Raw genomic sequence first — 18,650 nt, 5'->3', positions numbered from 1 at the left:
GACGCGGCCTGCGGCCGCTGCTACAGGGTGGTGTTTAAGGAAGAACCTAATAACAGTAAGGGAACCCAGTGAAGCCAGTTCGCCTTTTGAAGTTGTCGGCGGTCGTGCTGTCCGTCGGCCTGCAGCCTTGCATCACGGTGTCGGCCCTCGCCGACGATCATCTGGACCCCGGGCTCAGCGTCATCAGCCCGACCAAACTGCAACCCAACCCGGGCAACGCCGCCCGGGTGCCCGCGGCGCCGCGCACGGTCAGCGCCAGCGAGCAGCGCCTGGGCCTGGAACAGGCCATCCGCGTGGCCGTGGACTGGCACCCCAGCATCGCCGAAGCCGTGGGTACCCTGCTGCAACAGGGCGAGAACATCAACGTCGCCCAGGCCGGCTACTACCCCCAGGTCACCGGCGGCATCAAGGGCGGCTATGACAGCGGCTACGACGGCGACCGCAACACCCAGGCCGTGAGCATTTCCCTCAAGCAGATGCTCTACGACTTCGGCAAGGTCGACAGCTCGGTCGACGCCGCCCGCGCCAAGGCCGCGCAGAGCCAGGCGAACATCCTGCTGGCCATCGACCAGGTGGCCCGCGACACTGCCTACGCCTACATCGAGGTGCAGCGCTACCAGCATTTGCTGGCCACCGCCCGCGACCAGATCAAGGGCATCGGCGACATCGTCGAGCTGGCCCAGCAGCGCAGCGACATGGGCGCCAGCACCCGCTCCGACGTGGTCCAGGCGCAGTCCCGCGCCGACGGCGGCATGGCCACCTTGCAGGACTACAAGGCCCAGTACGCGCGCTGGCAGTCGACCCTGGCCAACCTGCTGGGGCGGCGCAGCGTGCCCCAGGTCACCGACGCCTTCGCCACGGCCCTGGAGCAGTCCTGCCAGGCCCCCGACAACGGCGACGCCCTGCCCGCGGTGCTGGCCGCCGTGGCCCAGCGCACCCAGGCCCAGGCCGAACTGGCCAACGCCAAGGCCCAGGCCTACCCCACCCTGTCCCTGGAGCCGTCGCTGAACCAGTACCTGGACAACGACTACAACAAGGACAACCCCGACATCAACCGCACCCAGGTGGGCATCTTCCTCAACCTGGAAGTGCCGATCTACCAGGGCGGCGCCACCAGCGCCCGCACCCGCGCCGCCGGCCACGCCCTGAGCGCCGCCGACTCGGCAGAGGACGCCGCGCGCCTGCAGGCGCGCCAGGGCCTCACCGAAGCCCAGGCGCAGACCGCCAGCCTCAACCGCCGCCTGGGCGCCCTGCAGACCCGCGAAGCCAGCATCCGCCAGGCCCGCGAGCTGTACGGCAAGCAGTACCTGGAGCTGGGCACCCGGCCACTGCTGGACCTGCTCAACGCCGAGCAGGAGATCTACCAGTCACGCTTCGACCTGGAAAACACCGTGGCCGACTCGCGCCGCCTGCAAATCGATTGCCTGTACAACAGCGGCGGCCTGCGCCGCGCCTTCGGCATCGACCACAGCACCATCCAGCACGTGGAGATCCTGCCATGACCGACGCCATCGTCATCAACCACGAACCTGCCGCGCCGCCGCCGCGTGCCGACTACGCGCCCTGGCTGGAAGCAGTGCTGACCATCGCCCGCCACTACCGCCTGGACGTGTCGCCGGAGAGCATTCGCATCGCCTCGCAGCAGCCCGACGCGCGCCTGGAGGACGTGGTGCGGCACATGGCGCGTCAGGCCGGCCTGAGCGTCAAGTTCGCCGGCTTCGACCGCCGCAGCCTCAGCCGCTGGCGCGCGCCGCTGGTGGTGCAGTTGCGCGACGGCCAGGTGGGCGTGGTGGAAAGCGTGGGCGAGGACGGCGAGCTGGGCATCGTCTTCAGCGGCGACCAGGGCCTGCAAAGCCGCATCGACCCGGCCACCCTCGCCGGCCAGGCCATTCGCACGGTGGTGCTGCGGCCCACCCAGGTGCTCAGCGACGTGCGCACCGACGACTACGTCAAACCCTTCGACGAACACTGGTTCCGGCGCATCGTGCTGCGCGACCTGCGGCCCTACACCCAGGTAATGATCGCCTCGCTGGTGGCCAACCTGCTGGGCATGGCCGGCGTGCTGTTTTCCATGCAGGTGTACGACCGGGTGATTCCCGCCGAGTCGCTGCCCACCCTCTACGTGCTGTTCGGCGGCGTGCTGCTGGCGGTGGTGTTCGACTTCGTGATGCGCATCATGCGCCTGCGCATCACCGACCTGCTGGGCAAGCGCGCCGACCTGCGGGTCTCCGACCTGGTGTTCGGCCACGCCCTGCGCCTGCGCAATTCGGCGCGGCCGCGCTCCACCGGCTCGTTCATCTCGCAGCTGCGCGAGCTGGAGCAGATCCGCGACCTGATCACCTCCAGCACCGCCACGGCACTGGCCGACCTGCCGTTCTTCCTGATGTTTTTGCTGGTGTTCTACCTGATCGGCGGCGCCCTGGTGGCCATACCCGTGGTCGCCCTGGTGCTGATGGTGCTGCCCGGGGTGCTGGCCCAGCGCAAGCTGGCGCGGCTGGCCAACGAGTCCATGCGCGAGGCGGCCCTGCGCAACGCCATGCTGGTGGAGGCCATCCAGGGCCTGGACGACATCAAGGCGCTGCAGGCCGAACAGCGCTTCCAGCAGCAGTGGAACCACTACAACGCCGCTTCGGCGGAGAGCAGCCTGCGCCTGCGCAACCTCACCAACAGCCTGGTGGCCTGGACCCAGAACGTGCAGAGCGCGGTGTTCGCCGTGGTCATCGTGTTCGGCGCACCCATGGTGATTGCCGGCGACCTGACCACCGGCAGCCTGGTGGCAGCGTCCATCCTGTCGTCACGCATGATGGCGCCCATGGCCCAGCTCACCCACGTGCTCACCCGCTGGCAGCAGGCCAAGGTGGCGCTGCAGGGCCTGAACCGCATCATGCAGCTGCCCGTGGACCACCCCCAGGGCAGCCAGCGCGTGCACCTGCCGGCCATTCGCGGCGAGTATCAGTTCCGCCAGGCCAGCTTCCGCTACAGCGAGGAAGCGGCGCCGGCCCTGAGCAACATCAACCTGACCATCCGCCCCGGCGAGCACATTGCCATTCTGGGCCGCAACGGCGCCGGCAAGTCGACGCTGCTGCAGGCGCTGGCCGGCGGCATGGACCTGGGCACCGGCGAGACCACCCTGGACGGCATCGCCCTCGCCCACCTGGACCCCGCCGACCTGCGCCGCGACGTCGGCCTGCTGGCCCAGCACGCGCGGCTGTTCCACGGCACCCTGCGCGACAACATCACCCTGGGCGCCGGCCAGGCCAGCGACCAGGAGATCCTTGCCGCGCTGTCGCAGACCGGGGCCCTGGACTTCGTGCGGATGCTGCCCAAGGGCATGGACCACGTGATCCTCGAAGGCGGCCAGGGCCTGTCGGGCGGGCAACGGCAGAGCCTGCTGCTGTCGCGCCTGCTGCTGCGCCAGCCCCAGGTGCTGCTGCTGGACGAGCCCACCGCCAGCCTCGACGACATCACCGAGCGGCGGCTGCTGGAACAGCTGGCACAGTTCACCCAGGGCCGCACCCTGGTGGTGGCCACCCACCGCGTCAGCCTGCTGCAACTGGTGGAGCGCATCATCGTGGTGGACGGCGGGCACATCGTCATCGACGACCACCGCGACGCCGCCCTCGCCCGTCTCAAGCAACCGCAAGGAGCGCAGGCATGAGCACTTACGAACACGCGTCGTACCTGGACGGCGACGACGACCGCGGCCTGGTGCGCGGCGCCCGGGTGATCTGGGGCTGCGCGCTCATGCTCGGCTGTTTCTTCGTGTGGGCCTACTGGTTCCAGGTGGTGGAAGTGTCCACCGGCACCGGCAAGGTCATCCCCAGCTCCCACGAGCAGGTGATCCAGTCCATGGAGGGCGGCATCGTCAAGCAACTGAACGTCAGCGAGGGCGCGCTGGTGGAGCGCGGCGAGGTGCTGGCGCAGCTGGACCCGGTGAAGAACGAGTCCAACGTCGGCGAAAGCGAGGCCAAGTACCGCGCCGCCCTGGCCAGCGTCAACCGCCTGCAGGCCGAGGTCAACGACACGCCGCTGAAGTTCGCGCCCTCGCTGCAGGCCTACCCCGAGCTGATCAGCGCCGAGACCGCGCTGTACACCACCCGCCGGCGCGGCCTGGAGGCCACCCTGGCGGGCATCCAGGAATCGCTGAAGCTGGTGCGCAGCGAACTGGACATCACCCAGAACCTGGCCAAGATCGGCGCCTCCAGCCGCGTCGAAGTGCTGCGCCTGAACCGCCAGCGCTCGGAGCTGGAACTCAAGGCCACCGAGGCCCGTTCGGACTACATGGTGCGCGCCCGCGAAGACCTGGCCAAGGCCAACGCCGAGGCGGACATGCTGGTGGCGGTGATTCGTGGCCGCAACGACTCGCTGGAACGCATGACCCTGCGCTCGCCGGTGCGCGGCGTGGTCAAGGACATCGAGGTGACCACCGTGGGCGGGGTAATTCCGCCCAACGGCAAGCTGATGGAGATCGTGCCGCTGGACGAGCAGCTGCTGATCGAGACGCGCATCGCCCCCCGCGACATCGCCTTCATCCACCCCGACCAGGACGCCAAGGTGAAGATCACCGCCTATGACTATTCGATCTACGGCAGCCTCGACGGCAAGGTGGTGACCATCTCCCCCGACACTATCCAGGACCAGGCCAAGCCGGAGATCTTCTACTACCGGGTGTTCATCCGCACCAACGCCGACGTGCTGCGCAACAAGGCCGGCAAGACCTTCGCCATCGTCCCGGGGATGATCGCCACGGTGGACATCCGCACCGGCGAGAAGACCGTGCTCGACTACCTGATCAAACCCCTGAACCGCGCGCGCGAAGCGCTGCGCGAACGATAAGGAATTGCATCAGCGGCTGGCGAGGCTAGTCGGCGCCTTCAGCGGCTGCGACTGCGCCAGGTAACGGTTCCACTCCCGGGTGATCTCGGCATAGGGCAGGAACACGCTGACCCGCGGCTGGTTGGCCAGGTCCGCGCGCTTGAGGCCCGCCAGGTCGCCGTGGGTCAGGTACGCCACGTTGATCCCCACCACCTTGCCGTCGGCGGCAAACACCGGCCCGCCGGACATGCCTTTGGCCGTGGGCGCATCGTTGGTGGCGTACATCACGTTGCCTTCCTTCGCGTCCAGCCGCACCATGGCCGGCAGCGCGCGGCCCTGGCCTTTCACCGGTACATAGAGGGAATTGAAGCCCACCGCCGTCAGCGTCTCGCCCGGCACATAGGCGCGCCACTGCGGCGCACCCTCGGCCTTGTGGCGGAAGAACTGCACATCCGCCTGGCCCTGATAGACGGCGCCCGGCAGGTATGGAATGTGTTTCACCGTGACCGCATAATCGGCGTTCCACTGCACCGCCGTGCCCATCAGCATAAAGGGCAAAGGCCCCCCTGAGTGAACGACGAAGGCTTGGTCATAGACAGGGTCCGTGGTGTAAGCGGTCGGCATTCCATTGCACCCGCTGAGCAGCACACAGGCTGCCAGGAGCGACTTGAGGGGGTTCATTTCTTCACGCTGGGGTGGGTGAGTGATGGCGCAAATATATCAGTGTGCCATCATGCGGTCGATAGGGTGAGTCTACCGTTCGGCTGGATCCAATTTGTTTTGAATATCGTCTGACTTATTGAATTTTTTCCGCCCGTGCTACCCAAACAAGGGAGATCAACCCACCCGGAGATCCCCATGCCCGCCACGAAAAAGTCCTACCCCGTCGCCAACGTCCGCCACTTCCTGGAACCTGGCCCCATCGTGCTGCTGTCGTCGCGCTGGCAAGACCAGAGCAACATCATGACCCTGGGCTGGCACATGGTGATGGAGTTCACGCCCTCGCTGATCGGCTGCGTGATCTCCAGCGCCAACCATTCGTTCGAGCTGGTGCGCAACAGTGGCGAATGCGTGATCAACCTGCCCGAGGCGAAGTGGGTGGACACGGTGGTGGGGATTGGCAACTGCTCGGGCACCGAGTTGGACAAGTTCGAGCACTTCGGCCTGACGCAGGGCAAGGCCAGCAAGGTCAAGGCGCCGCTGATCGAAGAGTGCCACGCCAATTTCGAGTGCCGGTTGCACGATGACGCCATGGTGGATGGCTACAACCTGTTTATCTTCGAAGTGGTGAAGGCCCATGTGGCGCCCTCGCCCGCCCAGCCCGAAACCCTGCATTACCAGGGCATGGGCCAGTTCATGCTGTCGGGCAAGACCATCGACCGCAAGCGCTTGTTCAAGGCATCGATGCTGACCTGAATCACGAACCCCGCTGCTACATCCTGTGGGAGCTGGCTTGCCAGCGAGCTGTTGGGGCCATAAAAGCTCGCTGGCAAGCCAGCTCCCACAAGGGAGGCGGCCTTGTGCCGCCCCGTAGCAGCTGCCGCAGGCGGCGTCCGCGGCCAACGGTCAATCCGGGATCACGGCAATCACATCAATCTCCATCAACCACTGCGGCTGCCCCAGCGCCGACACCACCAGCCCGGTGGAAATCGGGAACACGCCCTTCAGCCATTTCCCCACTTCCTGGTACACCGGCTCGCGGTAGCGCGGGTCGATTAGGTAGGTGGTGGTCTTGACGATGTGCGACAGGTCCGAGCCTGCCTCTTCCAGCAGTTGCTTGACGTTTTTCATCGCCTGTTCGGCCTGGGCGCGGGGGTCGCCGAGGCCCACCAGGTTGCCTTCGAAATCAGTGCCCACCTGGCCGCGCACGTACACGGTGTTGCCGGCGCGCACGGCCTGGCACAGGTCGTTGTCCAGGGCCTGGTTGGGGTAGGTTTCCTTGGTGTTGAACATGCGAATACGGGTATGGGTTGGCATCGGTGGCTCCTTGGCAAACACGAATGATCAAGCGCTGACGGTGGTTTTTTCGACGGCCCGGGCCTGACGCTGGCTGGCATCACGGTGGTAGGCGGCGTATTGGCGCTGGATGGCGATCTGGTCGGCGATGTACTTGGCGTCGTGCCACACGCCCCAGATGAACGACGAGCCGCGCCGCGACTGCCACGGCAGGCCGAGGAAGTACACGCCCGGCTCGGTGGACACGCCGCGCTGGTGGGTCGGCTTGCCCTTGGCGTCGAAGGCGTCCACGGCCAGCCAGGTGTAGTCGGTGGCAAAGCCGGTGGCCCAGATGATGGTGCTGACCCCGGCTGCCAGCAGGTCCAGCTGCTGCAGCGGCTGGCTGATGCACGGCGCGTCGGCGAACACCCGGCGCGCGCCGGGCTCGGGCGCAAGGTCGAGGCCGTTGCGCTCGATGTAGGCGTCGGCAGCGTCCAGCAGGGCCAGGTAGTTGTCGTCGCCGCGCTTGAGGTTGTCGACCAGGTCCTGCTGGAAGCGCGCCACCGCGCCGTCGAAGGCCTGGGTCAGGCCCACCAGGGTCATGCCCTGCTGCGCCAGTTCGCGGAAGTCCACGGTGCGCCCGCCATGGGCGCCGCTGACGGCGATGGTGACGTGCTCGCGGCCCGGCTTCATGGCCGCCGCGTCCCACTCGCCCAGCACCCCCAGCCACCAGCAGAAATCCCGCCCGCGGTAGGCCCGTGGCGGCCGGTCGTGCTGGCCCACCGACAAGTACACGTCGCGGCCGGCGCGGCGCAGTTCATCGGCGATCTGCACGCCGGAGGAGCCGGCGCCCACCACCAGCACGCCACCGGCCGGCAGTTGCTGCGGGTTGCGGTAGTCGGCGGAGTGGATCTGGGTCAACGGCACGTTCCTGGGGGCAATGGCCGGAATCACCGGCACCTGGAACGGCCCGGTGGCGACCACCACGCGGTTGGCCTCGATGACACCTTCGCTGGTGTCCACGGTGAAGCCGGGACGGCCGGCGTTGCGCTGCACCTTCTTCACCTCGACGCCGGTGCGGATCGGCGCGTTGAACTTGCGCGCATAGGCTTCGAAGTAGTCGGCCACGCGCTCCTTGGGGGCGAAACCGTCGGGGCTCAGGTCATCGAATTCCATGCCGGGGAACCGGTCGTGCCAGGCCGGGCCGTTGGCCACCAGCGAATCCCAGCGGCCGGTGCGCCAGCGCTCGGCGATGCGGTTGCGCTCCAGCACCAGGTGCGGCACACCCAGCTTGCTCAGGTGCTCACTCATGGCCACGCCGGCCTGGCCGGCGCCGACGATAAGCGTATCGATTTCCACGGTTGCCACTGTCATGTCTGTGTCCTTCTCAAAAGCGTGCCGAAGTGGTTCGGTCAGGTGGGTGCTCTTGAGCGCATTCTGTGCAAGGACGGTGGCGGGCGAAATGAGGTTTTTTGTGGTCGCAGGGCAGGAAAAAGCTAGGCGGCCGAAGAACCGCGTCGCTAGTGACGCAGCCTCCGGCAGCTGCTACAGCGCGTTACCTGTAGCAGCGGCCGTCAGGCCGCGTCACTAGCACTGCGCAGCCAGCAGGCCATGGCACAGCAGCCCGAGCATGGCGCGCATGTGCGCGGCATGGGCGGCGCGATCGGGAGCAGGCTCGGTGGCCAGGCGGATAAACGCCAGGTTCGCGTACTGGTTGAACACCGTCGCCGCCACCTCGATGTCCACCTCGGCGCGCACCTTGCCCAGGCGCTGGAAGTGCGCCAGCAGCGCGCGGGTCTCGGCCACCACCGCGTCGTTCCAGGGTTGCAGCACGGCGGCAAACTCGCCGGTGAACAGGAACGGCGCCAGCTCGCGCCACAAGGTGGCGGGCATGGCCTGCAGCTGGTAGCGGGTCATCAACCCCTCCAGCTCGCACAGGGCGTCCAGCGGGTCGGAGTCGTCGTCCAGGTGCGCGCGTGCTTCCAGCATGGCCTGCTGGTCGGGGCCCTTGAGCAGGGTCAGCAGAATCTCCTGCTTGCCGCCGAAATAATTCACCACCGTGGGCGCCGAGACCCCTGCGCGGTTGGCAATCTGCTCAAGGGTGGTGGCGACGAAGCCCTGGCTGATGAACAGCGCCAGGGCCGCCTCGGCGATGACCTGGCGGCGCTGTTCTTTCTGTCTTTCGCGTAGACCGGTCATGGAGGCTCTGGGCGGCGGCATGGAAGCCCCTAGGGTAAGGGTTTGTCTTTTCTCTGCAAAATATTTTGTTTACAAAAATATTTTTGGCTGCAAATAATTAATCCACACTTCGCCGCCCCAGGAGCCAGGCAATGTCCGACCAGACCCGCCCTACCCGCAGCACCCGTGATTACCAGGCCGCCGACGCCGCCCACCACATCCACGCCTTCGTCGACCAGAAAGCCCTGAACGCCGAAGGCCCGCGGGTGATGGTGCGCGGCGAGCGCCTGGCCCTGTGGGACAACGAAGGCAAGCGCTACCTGGACGGCATGTCCGGCCTGTGGTGCACCAACCTGGGCTACGGCCGCAAGGACCTGGCCGCTGCCGCCAGCCAGCAGCTGGAACAGCTGCCGTACTACAACATGTTCTTCCACACCACCCACCCGGCGGTCATCGAACTGTCCGAGCTGCTGTTCAGCCTGCTGCCCGGCCACTACAGCCACGCCATCTACACCAACTCCGGCTCCGAGGCCAACGAGGTGCTGATCCGCACCGTGCGCAAGTTCTGGCAGGTGCAGGGCAAGCCCGAGAAGAAGATCATGATCGGCCGCTGGAACGGCTACCACGGCTCCACCCTGGCGGCCACGGCGCTGGGCGGCATGAAGTTCATGCACGACATGGGCGGCACCGTGCCCGACGTGGCGCACATCGACGAACCCTACTGGTACGCCCACGAAGGCAACCTCACGCCAGAAGAGTTCGGCCTGCGCGCGGCGCGGCAGCTGGAAGACAAAATCCTCGAACTGGGCGCCGACAAGGTCGCCGCCTTCGTCGCCGAGCCCTTCCAGGGCGCCGGCGGCATGATCATCCCGCCGGCCACCTACTGGCCGGAGATCCAGCGCATCTGCCGCAAACATGACGTGCTGCTGTGCGCCGACGAAGTCATCGGCGGCTTTGGCCGCACCGGCGAGTGGTTCGCCCACCAGGCCCTGGGCTTCGAGCCCGACACCCTGTCCATCGCCAAGGGCCTGACCTCGGGCTACATCCCCATGGGCGGGCTGATCCTGTCCAAACGCATGGCCGAGGCGCTGGTGGAGCGCGGCGGCGTGTTCGCCCACGGCCTGACCTACTCCGGCCACCCGGTGGCGGCGGCGGTGGCGATTGCCAACCTCAAGGCCCTGCGGGACGAAGGCGTGGTGGCCCAGGTGAAAAGCGACACTGGCCCCTACCTGCAGAACACCCTGCGCGAGGTGTTCGGCAATCACCCCTTGGTGGGCGAGGTGCAAGGCATCGGCCTGGTGGCGGCGCTGCAGTTCACCCAGGACAAGGCCACGCGCCAGCGCTTCGCCAACGAGAACGATATCGCCTGGCGCTGCCGCACCATCGGCTTCGAGGAAGGCCTGATTATCCGCAGCACCCTGGGGCGCATGATCATGGCGCCGGCGCTGGTGGCCACGCGCCTGGAGCTGGACGAGCTGGTGGACAAGACCCGCATCGCCGTGGACCGCACCGCCCGCGAGATCGGCGTGCTTTAACCCGTACGCGGTGCCCGGCCGTCAGGGCCAGCGCAGCCTACGGCAGCGGCTACGGGGTGTAGCCGCTGCCGTAGGCTGCGCTGGCCTTTTTGAGCACAGGCGATTATTCAGTTACAGAGCTTTTTACGAACCTGCGACGATAAAAATCCTCGTTTCGCCCGCCCGGGGCCATGGCCATGATGGTCTTGAGCACTCAACAGGACGAACCCTCATGACCTTCTCCATCGTCGGCCGCTGCGCCGAAACCGGCCAACTGGGCATTGCCATCAGCTCTTCCAGCATCGCCGTGGGCGCGCGCTGCCCGTGGCTGCGCCCCGGCGTGGGCGCGGTGTCCACCCAGAACATCACCCTGCCGGCCCTGGGCCCGCAGGTGCTCGACCAGCTGGAACAGGGCCTCACCCCCGCCCAGGCGCTGGACAAGGCGCTGACCAGCAACGGCTACAGCCAGTACCGCCAGGTCACCGCCCTGGACCACCTGGGCAACGCCGCGCATTTCAGCGGCAGCGAGACCCTGGGCACCCACAACGCCGTGGCAGGCGAGCAATGTGTGGGCGCCGGCAACATGCTCGCCGACCGCGCCGTGATCGACACCCTGGTGCGCACCTTCGAAACCAGCGAAGGGCAACTGGCCGACCGCCTGCTGGCCGCCATGCAGGCCGCCGTGGCCGCCGGTGGCGAAGCCGGGCCGGTGCATTCGGCCGCCCTGGTGGTGGTGGGTGAACTGACCTGGCCCATCGTCGACCTGCGCGTGGACTGGGCCGACGAAGCCCCCATCGACGCCCTGGCAACGCTCTGGCACGCCTACCGCCCGCAGCTGCAGGACTACCTGACCCGCGCCCTGGACCCCACCAAGGCCCCCAGCTACGGCGTGCCCGGTGATGAATAGCCGCGCCCTGCTGGCCGACCTGATCGGCTTCGACACCACCAGCCGTGAGTCCAACCTGCAACTGATCGAATACGTGCGCGACTACCTGGCCCGCTTCGACGTGCCCTGCCAGCTGATCTTCAACGAGCAGCGCAGCAAGGCCAACCTGTTTGCCACCCTGGGCCCGGACGACCGCCCCGGCATCGTGCTGTCGGGCCACACCGACGTGGTGCCCGCCGACGGCCAGGCCTGGAGCGTGCCGCCATTCAGCCTCACCGAGCACGGCGGCAAGCTGTACGGCCGTGGCACCGCCGACATGAAAGGCTACATTGCCTGCGTACTGGCGGCGGTGCCGGCGTTGCTGGCCGCGCCGCTGCGCCTGCCGGTGCATATCGCCTTGAGCTACGACGAGGAAGTAGGCTGCCTGGGCGTGCGCTCGCTGCTCGCCGAACTGGCCCAGCGGCCGCACCGGCCGCTGCTGTGCATCATCGGCGAACCCACCGAACTCAGGCCGGTGCTGGGCCACAAGGGCAAGCTGGCCATGCGCTGCGACGTGCACGGGGCGGCCTGCCATTCGGCCTATGCACCGCAGGGGGTGAACGCCATCGAATACGCCGCCGAATTGATCGGCGAGCTGGGCCGCATCGGCGCCGGGCTGCGCGCGCCGGAGCTCCATGACGAGCGCTTCGACCCACCGTTCAGCACCGTGCAGACCGGCGTGATCGGCGGCGGCAAGGCGCTGAATATCGTGCCCGAGGACTGCCGCTTCGACTTCGAGGTGCGCGCCCTCCCCGCCCAAGACCCGCGCCAGGTGGTCGAACAGCTGCAACGCTATGCGCGCACTGAAGTGCTGCCGCGCATGCAAGCGGTGCACGCCGACAGTGCCATCCACTTCAGCGAACTATCGGCCTACCCGGGCCTGGCCACCGACCGGCACAGCCAGGCGGCGCAGTTGATTGCGCAGTTTTGTGGCAGTGACGCCTTCGGCACCGTGGCGTTCGGCACCGAGGGCGGGCTGTTCGACGCCCTGGGCATCGCCACGGTGGTGTGCGGGCCGGGCAGCATGGACCAGGGGCACAAGCCCGACGAGTTCGTCAGCGTGGCGCAGTTGGAAGCGTGCGATGTGATGCTGGGGCGTGTTGCCGAGTATCTGCATACGTCGTGACGCAACCACCGTAGGAGCCGACCTTGGTCGCGATGCGGCCACCGCAGGTGTGGCAGGCCAACCGTCATCGCGGCCAAGGCCGGCTCCTACCGGTCACCGGAACTGCCGAGGTTTTTTATCGAGGCGGAGCACATTTTTACTAATTTCCTGCCCGCCACGCATCGCCCAGTATCACCCCCATCAACCGTGGACATGGATTCTGGAGACCACCGTGACCGACCTCAGCACCTGGCAACGCCTGGCCCGTGAACAACGCTTCATCACCACCGCCCACATCGACGGCCGCGCCCATGCGGCGCTGTCGGGCGAGACCTTCGCGGTCATCAACCCCGCCACCAACGCCCTGCTCGCCCACGTCGCCGCCTGTGGCGACGCCGACGTCGACCTGGCCGTGCAGGTGGCGCGCCACAGCTTCGCCAACGGCCCGTGGGCGCGCATGGCACCGCGCGAGCGCAAGGCGGTGCTGCTGCGCCTGGCCGAGCTGATCCTGGCGCACCGCGAAGAGCTGGCGCTGCTCGACTCGCTGAGCATGGGCAAGCCGGTGATGGACGCCTGGAACATCGACGTGCCCGGCGCCGCCCAGGTGTTCGCCTGGTACGCCGAAAGCCTCGATAAGCTCTACGACCAGGTGGCACCCACCGGCCCCGGCACCCTGGCCACCATCACCCGCGAGCCACTGGGGGTGATCGCCGCCGTGGTGCCGTGGAACTTCCCGCTGGACATGGCCGCCTGGAAGCTGGCCCCGGCCCTGGCCGCCGGCAACAGCGTGATCCTCAAGCCCGCCGAGCAGTCGCCGTTCTCGGCCCTGCGCCTGGTGGAACTGGCCCTGCAGGCCGGCGTGCCCGAGGGTGTGTTCAGCGTGGTCACCGGCCTTGGCGAGCAGGCCGGCCGCGCCCTGGGCCTGCACCCGGACGTCGACGCCCTGGCGTTCACCGGCTCCACCCAGGTGGGCAAATACTTCATGCAGTACGCCGCGCAGTCCAACCTCAAGCAGGTGTGGCTGGAGTGCGGCGGCAAGAGCCCGAACCTGGTGTTCGCCGACTGCCAGGACCTGGACCTGGCCGCCGAGAAAGCTGCCTTCGGCATTTTCTTCAACCAGGGCGAGGTGTGCTCGGCCAACTCGCGGCTGCTGGTGGAGCGCAGCATCCACGACGAGTTCGTCGAACGCCTGGTGGCCAAGGCCCGCGACTGGCAGCCCGGCGACCCGCTGGACCCGGCCAGCAAGATGGGCGCCATCGTCGACGCCAGCCAGGCGGCGCGCATCATCGAACATATCGCCGACGCCGACGCCAGCGGCGCCCGCCGCGTGGCCGGTGGTGAACGCCTGACTTTCAATGGCTCGAACAACTTCATCCAGCCGACGCTGTTCACCGAGGTGCGCGCCGACATGCGCCTGGCCCGCGAGGAAGTGTTCGGCCCGGTGCTGGCCATCAGCGCGTTCGACGATGAGGACGAGGCGGTGCAGCTGGCCAACGACCACATCTACGGCCTGGCCGCCTCGTTGTGGACCGACGACCTCAACCGCGCCCACCGCGTGGCACGGCGCTTGAATGCCGGCACCGTGTCGGTGAACACCGTCGACGCCCTCGACGTGTGCGTGCCCTTCGGCGGCGGCAAGCAGTCGGGCTTTGGCCGCGACCTGTCGTTGCACTCGTTCGACAAGTACACCCAGCTGAAAACCACCTGGTTCCAGCTGCGCTGAACCTCCCCTTTTCCGTAGGAGCCGACCTTGGTCGCGATGGCGACACCGCCAAACTGTGTCGCCTGCATCGCGACCAAGGTCGGCTCCTACCGGATTGAGGCGAGAGAAGAATAAAAACCATGCAGCACTTCCTTGATTTATCTGCCCGCCACCCATAGAGCGAACGCATGCCATGAATCACCCCACCCCCAAGCCCGCCACGCTGGAGTTGAGCACCATCCAGCCCATTGCCGCCGACCAGCGCCACGGCCGCGCCCGCGACCTGTTCACCATCTGGTTCGGCTCCAACATCATGCTGCTGACCGTGGTCACTGGCGCCCTGGCGGTGACGGTGTTCAAGCTGCCCTTCACCGCCGCCCTGCTGGCGCTGGTGGCCGGCAATCTCATCGGCGGTGTGTTCATGGCCCTGCACTCGGCCCAGGGCCCACAGCTGGGCGTGCCGCAGATGGTCCAGACCCGCGGCCAGTTCGGCTCCTACGGCTCCTTGCTGGTGGTGGCCCTGGTAGTGATCATGTACCTGGGCTTCTTCGCCTCCAACCTGGTGCTGGGCGGGCAGTCGCTGCACAGCCAATACGCCCTGGTCAGCACCAACCAGGGCATCGTCCTGGTGGGGCTGATCAGCGTGGTGGCGACGGTGTTCGGCTACCGCCTGATCCACGCCTACACGCGGCTGATGTCCTACCTGTCGGGGGCCATCCTGCTGTTGTGCTTCATCTGGATCGTCGCCGTGCACGGCCTGCCCGCCGACTTCCTGCAACGCAACGCCTTCAACCTGCCCGGCTTCCTCGGCACCCTGTCGGTGGCGGCGCTGTGGCAGCTGGCCTACGCGCCGTACGTGTCGGACTACTCGCGCTACATGCCCGCCGACACCGGCGGCCGCGCGGCCTTCTGGTCCAGCTACTGGGGCTGCTGCCTGGGCTCCATCCTGCCCATGGCCCTGGGGGTAATCGTCGGCCTCAGCGTTAACGGTGACATCATCGCCGGCCTGATCGAGCTGACCGGCCCCATCGCCACCCTGGTGGTGGCGGTGTTCTCGGTGGGCATCGCCGCCACCAATGCCATGAACCTGTACTGCGGCACCCTGTCGGCCATCACCGTGGGCCAGACGTTGGTACCGAAATGGTCGGCCGGCGCGCTGTCGCGCACCGTTACCGCGCTGGTGCTGTTCGGCATTTCCCTGGCCCTGGCGCTGCTGGGCCAGGATGACTTCATGGCCAACTACACCAACTTCATCCTGCTGCTGTTGTACGTGCTGGTGCCCTGGACCGCCATCAACCTGGTGGACTACTACCTGGTGGCCCACGGCAGCTACGACGTGGCGTCGTTCTTCCGCCGCGATGGCGGCATTTACGGCACCTTCAACTGGACCGCCGTGGGCTGCTACGTGCTGGGCGTGCTGGTGCAGGTGCCGTTCATGGCCACCGAGCTGTACACCGGCGTGGTGGCCAAGGCCATGGGCGGCGCCGACATTTCCTGGATCGTCGGGCTGCTGGTGATCTCGCCGGTCTACTACCTGCTCAGCCGCCGCTTCCGCGCCCCCGCGCTGCTGGCCGGGAGAAACGCATGAACACTGACTACGACTACATCATCGTTGGCGCAGGCTCTTCGGGCTGCGTGCTGGCCAACCGGCTGAGCGCCGATCCGCAGGTCAAGGTGTGCCTGATCGAGGCCGGCAGCCATGACAACAGCCCGCGCATCCAGACCCCGGCCGGCACCATCACGCTGTACAAGAGCAAGAAGTACAGCTGGAACTTCTTGTCCGCGCCGCAGAAGCACCTCGCCAACCGCTCGCTGCACACTCCGCGCGGCAAGGCCCTAGGCGGTTCCAGCTCGATGAACAGCATGATCTACATCCGCGGCCACGCCAGCGACTATGACCGCTGGGCGCAGCCGGGTTGGGACTGGGCCAGCGTGCTGCCGTACTTCAAGCAGTCGGAAAACAACCGCCTGGGCCAGGACCCTACCCTGCACGGCAGCGGCGGCGAACTGAACGTGGAAGCGGCGCGTGATCCCAATCCGCTGTCGGCGCTGTTCGTCAAAGCGGCCGAAGCCATCGGCATCCGGCGCAATGACGACTTCAACGGCACGCGGCTGGAGGGTTGCGGCATTTACAACCTGACCCAGAAGAACGCCAGGCGCCTATCCAGCTACCGCGCCTTCGTGGCGCCGGTGCTGGCGCGGGAAAACCTCACCGTGGTCACCGACTGCACCGTCAAGCACGTGGTGCTGGAGCAAAAAGTCGCCAAAGGCGTGGTGGTGGACAGCGACGGCGTGCAGACCTTCCTCAAGGCCCGCCGCGAAGTCATCCTCAGCGCCGGCGCCCTGGGCAGCCCGCAGCTGCTGCTGGCCTCGGGCATCGGCCCGGCCGCCGAGCTGGCCGAGGCCGGCATCGAGGTGCGCCACGACCTGCCGGGCGTGGGCAAGAACCTCCAGGACCACCTGGACGGCCTGGTGACGGTGCGCTCGAAAAGCCCGCTCACCCTGGGCTTTTCCGCTGGCGCCCTGCCGGCCATCCTCGCCGCGCCCCTGCGCTATGTGTTGAGCAAAACGGGCTGGCTGACCACCAACTACGTGGAAGCCGGCGGCTTCGCCCGCACGCCCCTGGCCGAGGGGCTGCCGGACGTGCAATTCCACTTCGTGCCCGGCTACCGCAGCCACCGTGGACGGCTGTTCGAATGGGGCCACGGCTACGCGGTGCATACCTGCGTGCTGCGCCCCGGCAGCATCGGCGAGCTGCGCCTGGGCCGCGACGGCAAGCTGGTGATCGACTTCAACTTCCTCAGCGACCCCCACGACGCCAAGGTGCTGGTCGAAGGCATCAAGCTGGCGCGGCGAATCCTCGCCGACTCGGCCTTCGACGCCTTGCGCGGCAAGGAAATGCTGCCCGGCGCCCAGGTGCAGAGCGACGCGCAACTGCTGGACTATGTGCGCGACCATGCCGCCACCGTGTTCCACCCCGTGGGCACCTGCAAGATGGGCAGCGACCCGCTGGCCGTGGTCGACCCGCAGCTGCGCGTGCATGGGGTGCGCGGGCTGCGGGTGGTGGATGCGTCGATCATGCCGACGCTGATCAGCGGCAACACCAACGCGCCGTGCATCATGATTGGCGAGAAGGCGGCGGCGATGATGCTGCATGAATCAAACATCCCCCGGCCGACACTCGAACGCACCACCGGCTAACAGGGCGTGTGGGAGCTGGCTTGCCAGCGAGCTTTGGGGGCCCCCAACAGCTCGCTGGCAAGCCAGCTCCCACCTACGCCCCGATCAAATCACCGGCGCATGCCGAACAACCTTTTTCCTCGTTAGCGACCACATATTTCATCGTTTTCCTGCCCCGCCACATGGGCCAACATCGACCCTGCCGCACAGAGGCAAAAGGTCCGTCAGAGACCCCACGTACAACGTTTTTGGCGTTACGCCCACTGCCCCGAGAAACCCATCAGAAAACCAAGATTCCGGGAGTGTCACATGATCAAGTCGTTCGTTTCACGCTGCGTGCGCCCACTGGCCCTCACCGCCCTCGCCGCCGGCATCGCCAGCGGCGCCCAGGCCGGCACCCTGTCCATCGGCCATACCACCTGGGTCGGCTACGGCACCCTGTACCTGGCCCAGGACCTGGGCTACTTCAAGGAAAAAGGCCTGACCGTCGAGCTGCCGACCATCGAGGAAGCCTCCATGTACATGGCGGCCCAGGCCTCGGGCAAACTGTCCGGCTCGGCCTCCACCCTGGACGAGATCCTCAAGTACCGCCCGCAATTCTGCTTCAAGGCCGTGGCCGCGCTGGATGAAAGCCACGGCGGCGACGGCGTGCTGGTGGGCAAGGACGTCAGCAGCCTGCAGGACCTCAAGGGCAAGGCCGTGGCCGTCAACGAAGGCTCGGTGTCGCAGTTCTGGCTGGCCTACCTGCTGAAGAACGCCGGCATGAAGATGAGTGACCTGACCATCCAGAACATGACCGCCGACGACGCCGCCACCGCCTTCATCGCCGGCCGCGTGCCCGCCGCCGTCACCTGGGAGCCGCACCTGACCAGCGTGCGCGACAAGAACGTGGGCAAGGTGCTGGTGGACAGCAGCACCACCCCAGGCGTGATCGTCGACGTGGTGGCACTCAACTGCGACGTGGTGGAAAAGCAGCCTGAAGACGTAAAAGCCCTGGTGGCCGGGCTGTACAAGGCCGTGCAGTACACCCAGGAACATCCCAAGGAGGCCTACGCGATCATGGCCAAGGGCGTCGGCGGCTACCTGGCCGACCCGGCGGAACTGGCCGCCGCAGCCAAGGGCGTGCGCTTCTATGACCAGGCCATGAGCGAAAAACTGCTGGGCACCGCCGGCACCAGCGGCGACGCCGCCACCGTGATCAAATTGGCCAACCAGACCGCCAGCGACCTGCAGGGCAAACCGTTCAACGTCAGCTACAGCGACCTGATCGACAACCGCTTCGTCACCCCACGATAG

Annotated in this window: 15 protein-coding genes; 11 read left to right on the top strand and 4 right to left on the bottom strand. The window is 67.1% G+C overall.

What is annotated here, in order from left to right; all coding sequences use genetic code 11:
• Positions 1-86: 86 nt before the first annotated feature.
• The 3 genes from AC0J42_RS13420 to AC0J42_RS13410 are packed head-to-tail and all read left to right on the top strand — an operon-like array spanning position 87 to position 4,836.
• Positions 87-1,502, top strand: a complete 1,416-nt coding sequence (locus tag AC0J42_RS13420) for a TolC family outer membrane protein (protein WP_473006853.1) — start codon at positions 87-89, stop codon at positions 1,500-1,502.
• Entirely contained in the window at positions 1,499-3,658 is a 2,160-nt protein-coding gene (locus tag AC0J42_RS13415) for a type I secretion system permease/ATPase (protein ID WP_473006516.1), read from the top strand. Before AC0J42_RS13420 ends, AC0J42_RS13415 begins: the two co-directional genes overlap by 4 nt.
• Entirely contained in the window at positions 3,655-4,836 is a 1,182-nt protein-coding gene (locus tag AC0J42_RS13410; protein ID WP_473006515.1) for a beta-barrel domain-containing protein, read from the top strand. Before AC0J42_RS13415 ends, AC0J42_RS13410 begins: the two co-directional genes overlap by 4 nt.
• Before the next feature lie 9 nt (positions 4,837-4,845).
• On the opposite strand, the gene AC0J42_RS13405 is transcribed toward AC0J42_RS13410, so the two are convergent.
• Positions 4,846-5,496: a trypsin-like peptidase domain-containing protein gene (locus tag AC0J42_RS13405; RefSeq protein ID WP_416424028.1), complete on the bottom strand. Its 651-nt coding sequence runs from the start codon at positions 5,494-5,496 to the stop codon at positions 4,846-4,848.
• Between the two features lie 177 nt (positions 5,497-5,673).
• Between AC0J42_RS13405 and AC0J42_RS13400 the strand changes: the two genes are divergently transcribed.
• A complete protein-coding gene (locus AC0J42_RS13400; protein WP_473006514.1) occupies positions 5,674-6,231 on the top strand; it encodes a flavin reductase family protein in 558 nt (185 codons plus the stop codon).
• 150 nt (positions 6,232-6,381) lie between these two features.
• On the opposite strand, the gene AC0J42_RS13395 is transcribed toward AC0J42_RS13400, so the two are convergent.
• The 3 genes from AC0J42_RS13395 to AC0J42_RS13385 form a co-directional block, all read right to left on the bottom strand.
• Positions 6,382-6,792, bottom strand: coding sequence for a RidA family protein (locus AC0J42_RS13395; protein ID WP_416424026.1), 411 nt, complete (start codon positions 6,790-6,792; stop codon positions 6,382-6,384).
• A gap of 27 nt (positions 6,793-6,819) precedes the next feature.
• Positions 6,820-8,124, bottom strand: a complete 1,305-nt coding sequence (locus AC0J42_RS13390; protein WP_473006513.1) for a flavin-containing monooxygenase — start codon at positions 8,122-8,124, stop codon at positions 6,820-6,822.
• Positions 8,125-8,337: 213 nt separating this feature from the next.
• On the bottom strand, positions 8,338-8,949 hold the full coding sequence (locus tag AC0J42_RS13385) for a TetR/AcrR family transcriptional regulator (RefSeq protein ID WP_473006512.1): 612 nt from the start codon (positions 8,947-8,949) through the stop codon (positions 8,338-8,340).
• A 131-nt stretch (positions 8,950-9,080) separates the two neighbouring features.
• Here AC0J42_RS13385 and AC0J42_RS13380 point away from each other — a divergent pair, with 131 nt between their 5' ends.
• From AC0J42_RS13380 to AC0J42_RS13350, 7 genes are all read left to right on the top strand, one after another.
• A complete protein-coding gene (locus tag AC0J42_RS13380; RefSeq protein ID WP_473006511.1) occupies positions 9,081-10,463 on the top strand; it encodes an aspartate aminotransferase family protein in 1,383 nt (460 codons plus the stop codon).
• 211 nt (positions 10,464-10,674) lie between these two features.
• Positions 10,675-11,349, top strand: a complete 675-nt coding sequence (locus AC0J42_RS13375; protein WP_416424021.1) for a DUF1028 domain-containing protein — start codon at positions 10,675-10,677, stop codon at positions 11,347-11,349.
• Positions 11,339-12,493 (top strand): acetylornithine deacetylase, encoded by a 1,155-nt coding sequence (argE, locus tag AC0J42_RS13370; protein ID WP_473006509.1) that lies wholly within the window; start codon positions 11,339-11,341, stop codon positions 12,491-12,493. Before AC0J42_RS13375 ends, argE begins: the two co-directional genes overlap by 11 nt.
• A gap of 211 nt (positions 12,494-12,704) precedes the next feature.
• On the top strand, positions 12,705-14,195 hold the full coding sequence (locus AC0J42_RS13365; protein WP_473006508.1) for an aldehyde dehydrogenase: 1,491 nt from the start codon (positions 12,705-12,707) through the stop codon (positions 14,193-14,195).
• 172 nt (positions 14,196-14,367) lie between these two features.
• Positions 14,368-15,762 carry a purine-cytosine permease family protein gene (locus tag AC0J42_RS13360; protein WP_473006507.1) on the top strand — a complete coding sequence of 465 codons (1,395 nt, stop codon included), beginning with the start codon at positions 14,368-14,370 and terminating at the stop codon, positions 15,760-15,762.
• Positions 15,759-17,375 (top strand): GMC family oxidoreductase, encoded by a 1,617-nt coding sequence (locus tag AC0J42_RS13355; protein WP_473006506.1) that lies wholly within the window; start codon positions 15,759-15,761, stop codon positions 17,373-17,375. Before AC0J42_RS13360 ends, AC0J42_RS13355 begins: the two co-directional genes overlap by 4 nt.
• Before the next feature lie 288 nt (positions 17,376-17,663).
• The gene (locus AC0J42_RS13350; RefSeq protein ID WP_473006505.1) at positions 17,664-18,650 is read left to right on the top strand and encodes an ABC transporter substrate-binding protein; all 987 of its coding nucleotides are present in this window, start codon (positions 17,664-17,666) and stop codon (positions 18,648-18,650) included.

This window comes from Pseudomonas sp. Tav-5-1A, assembly GCF_055755055.1.
This window is presented reverse-complemented; position numbering and strand designations above follow the sequence as displayed.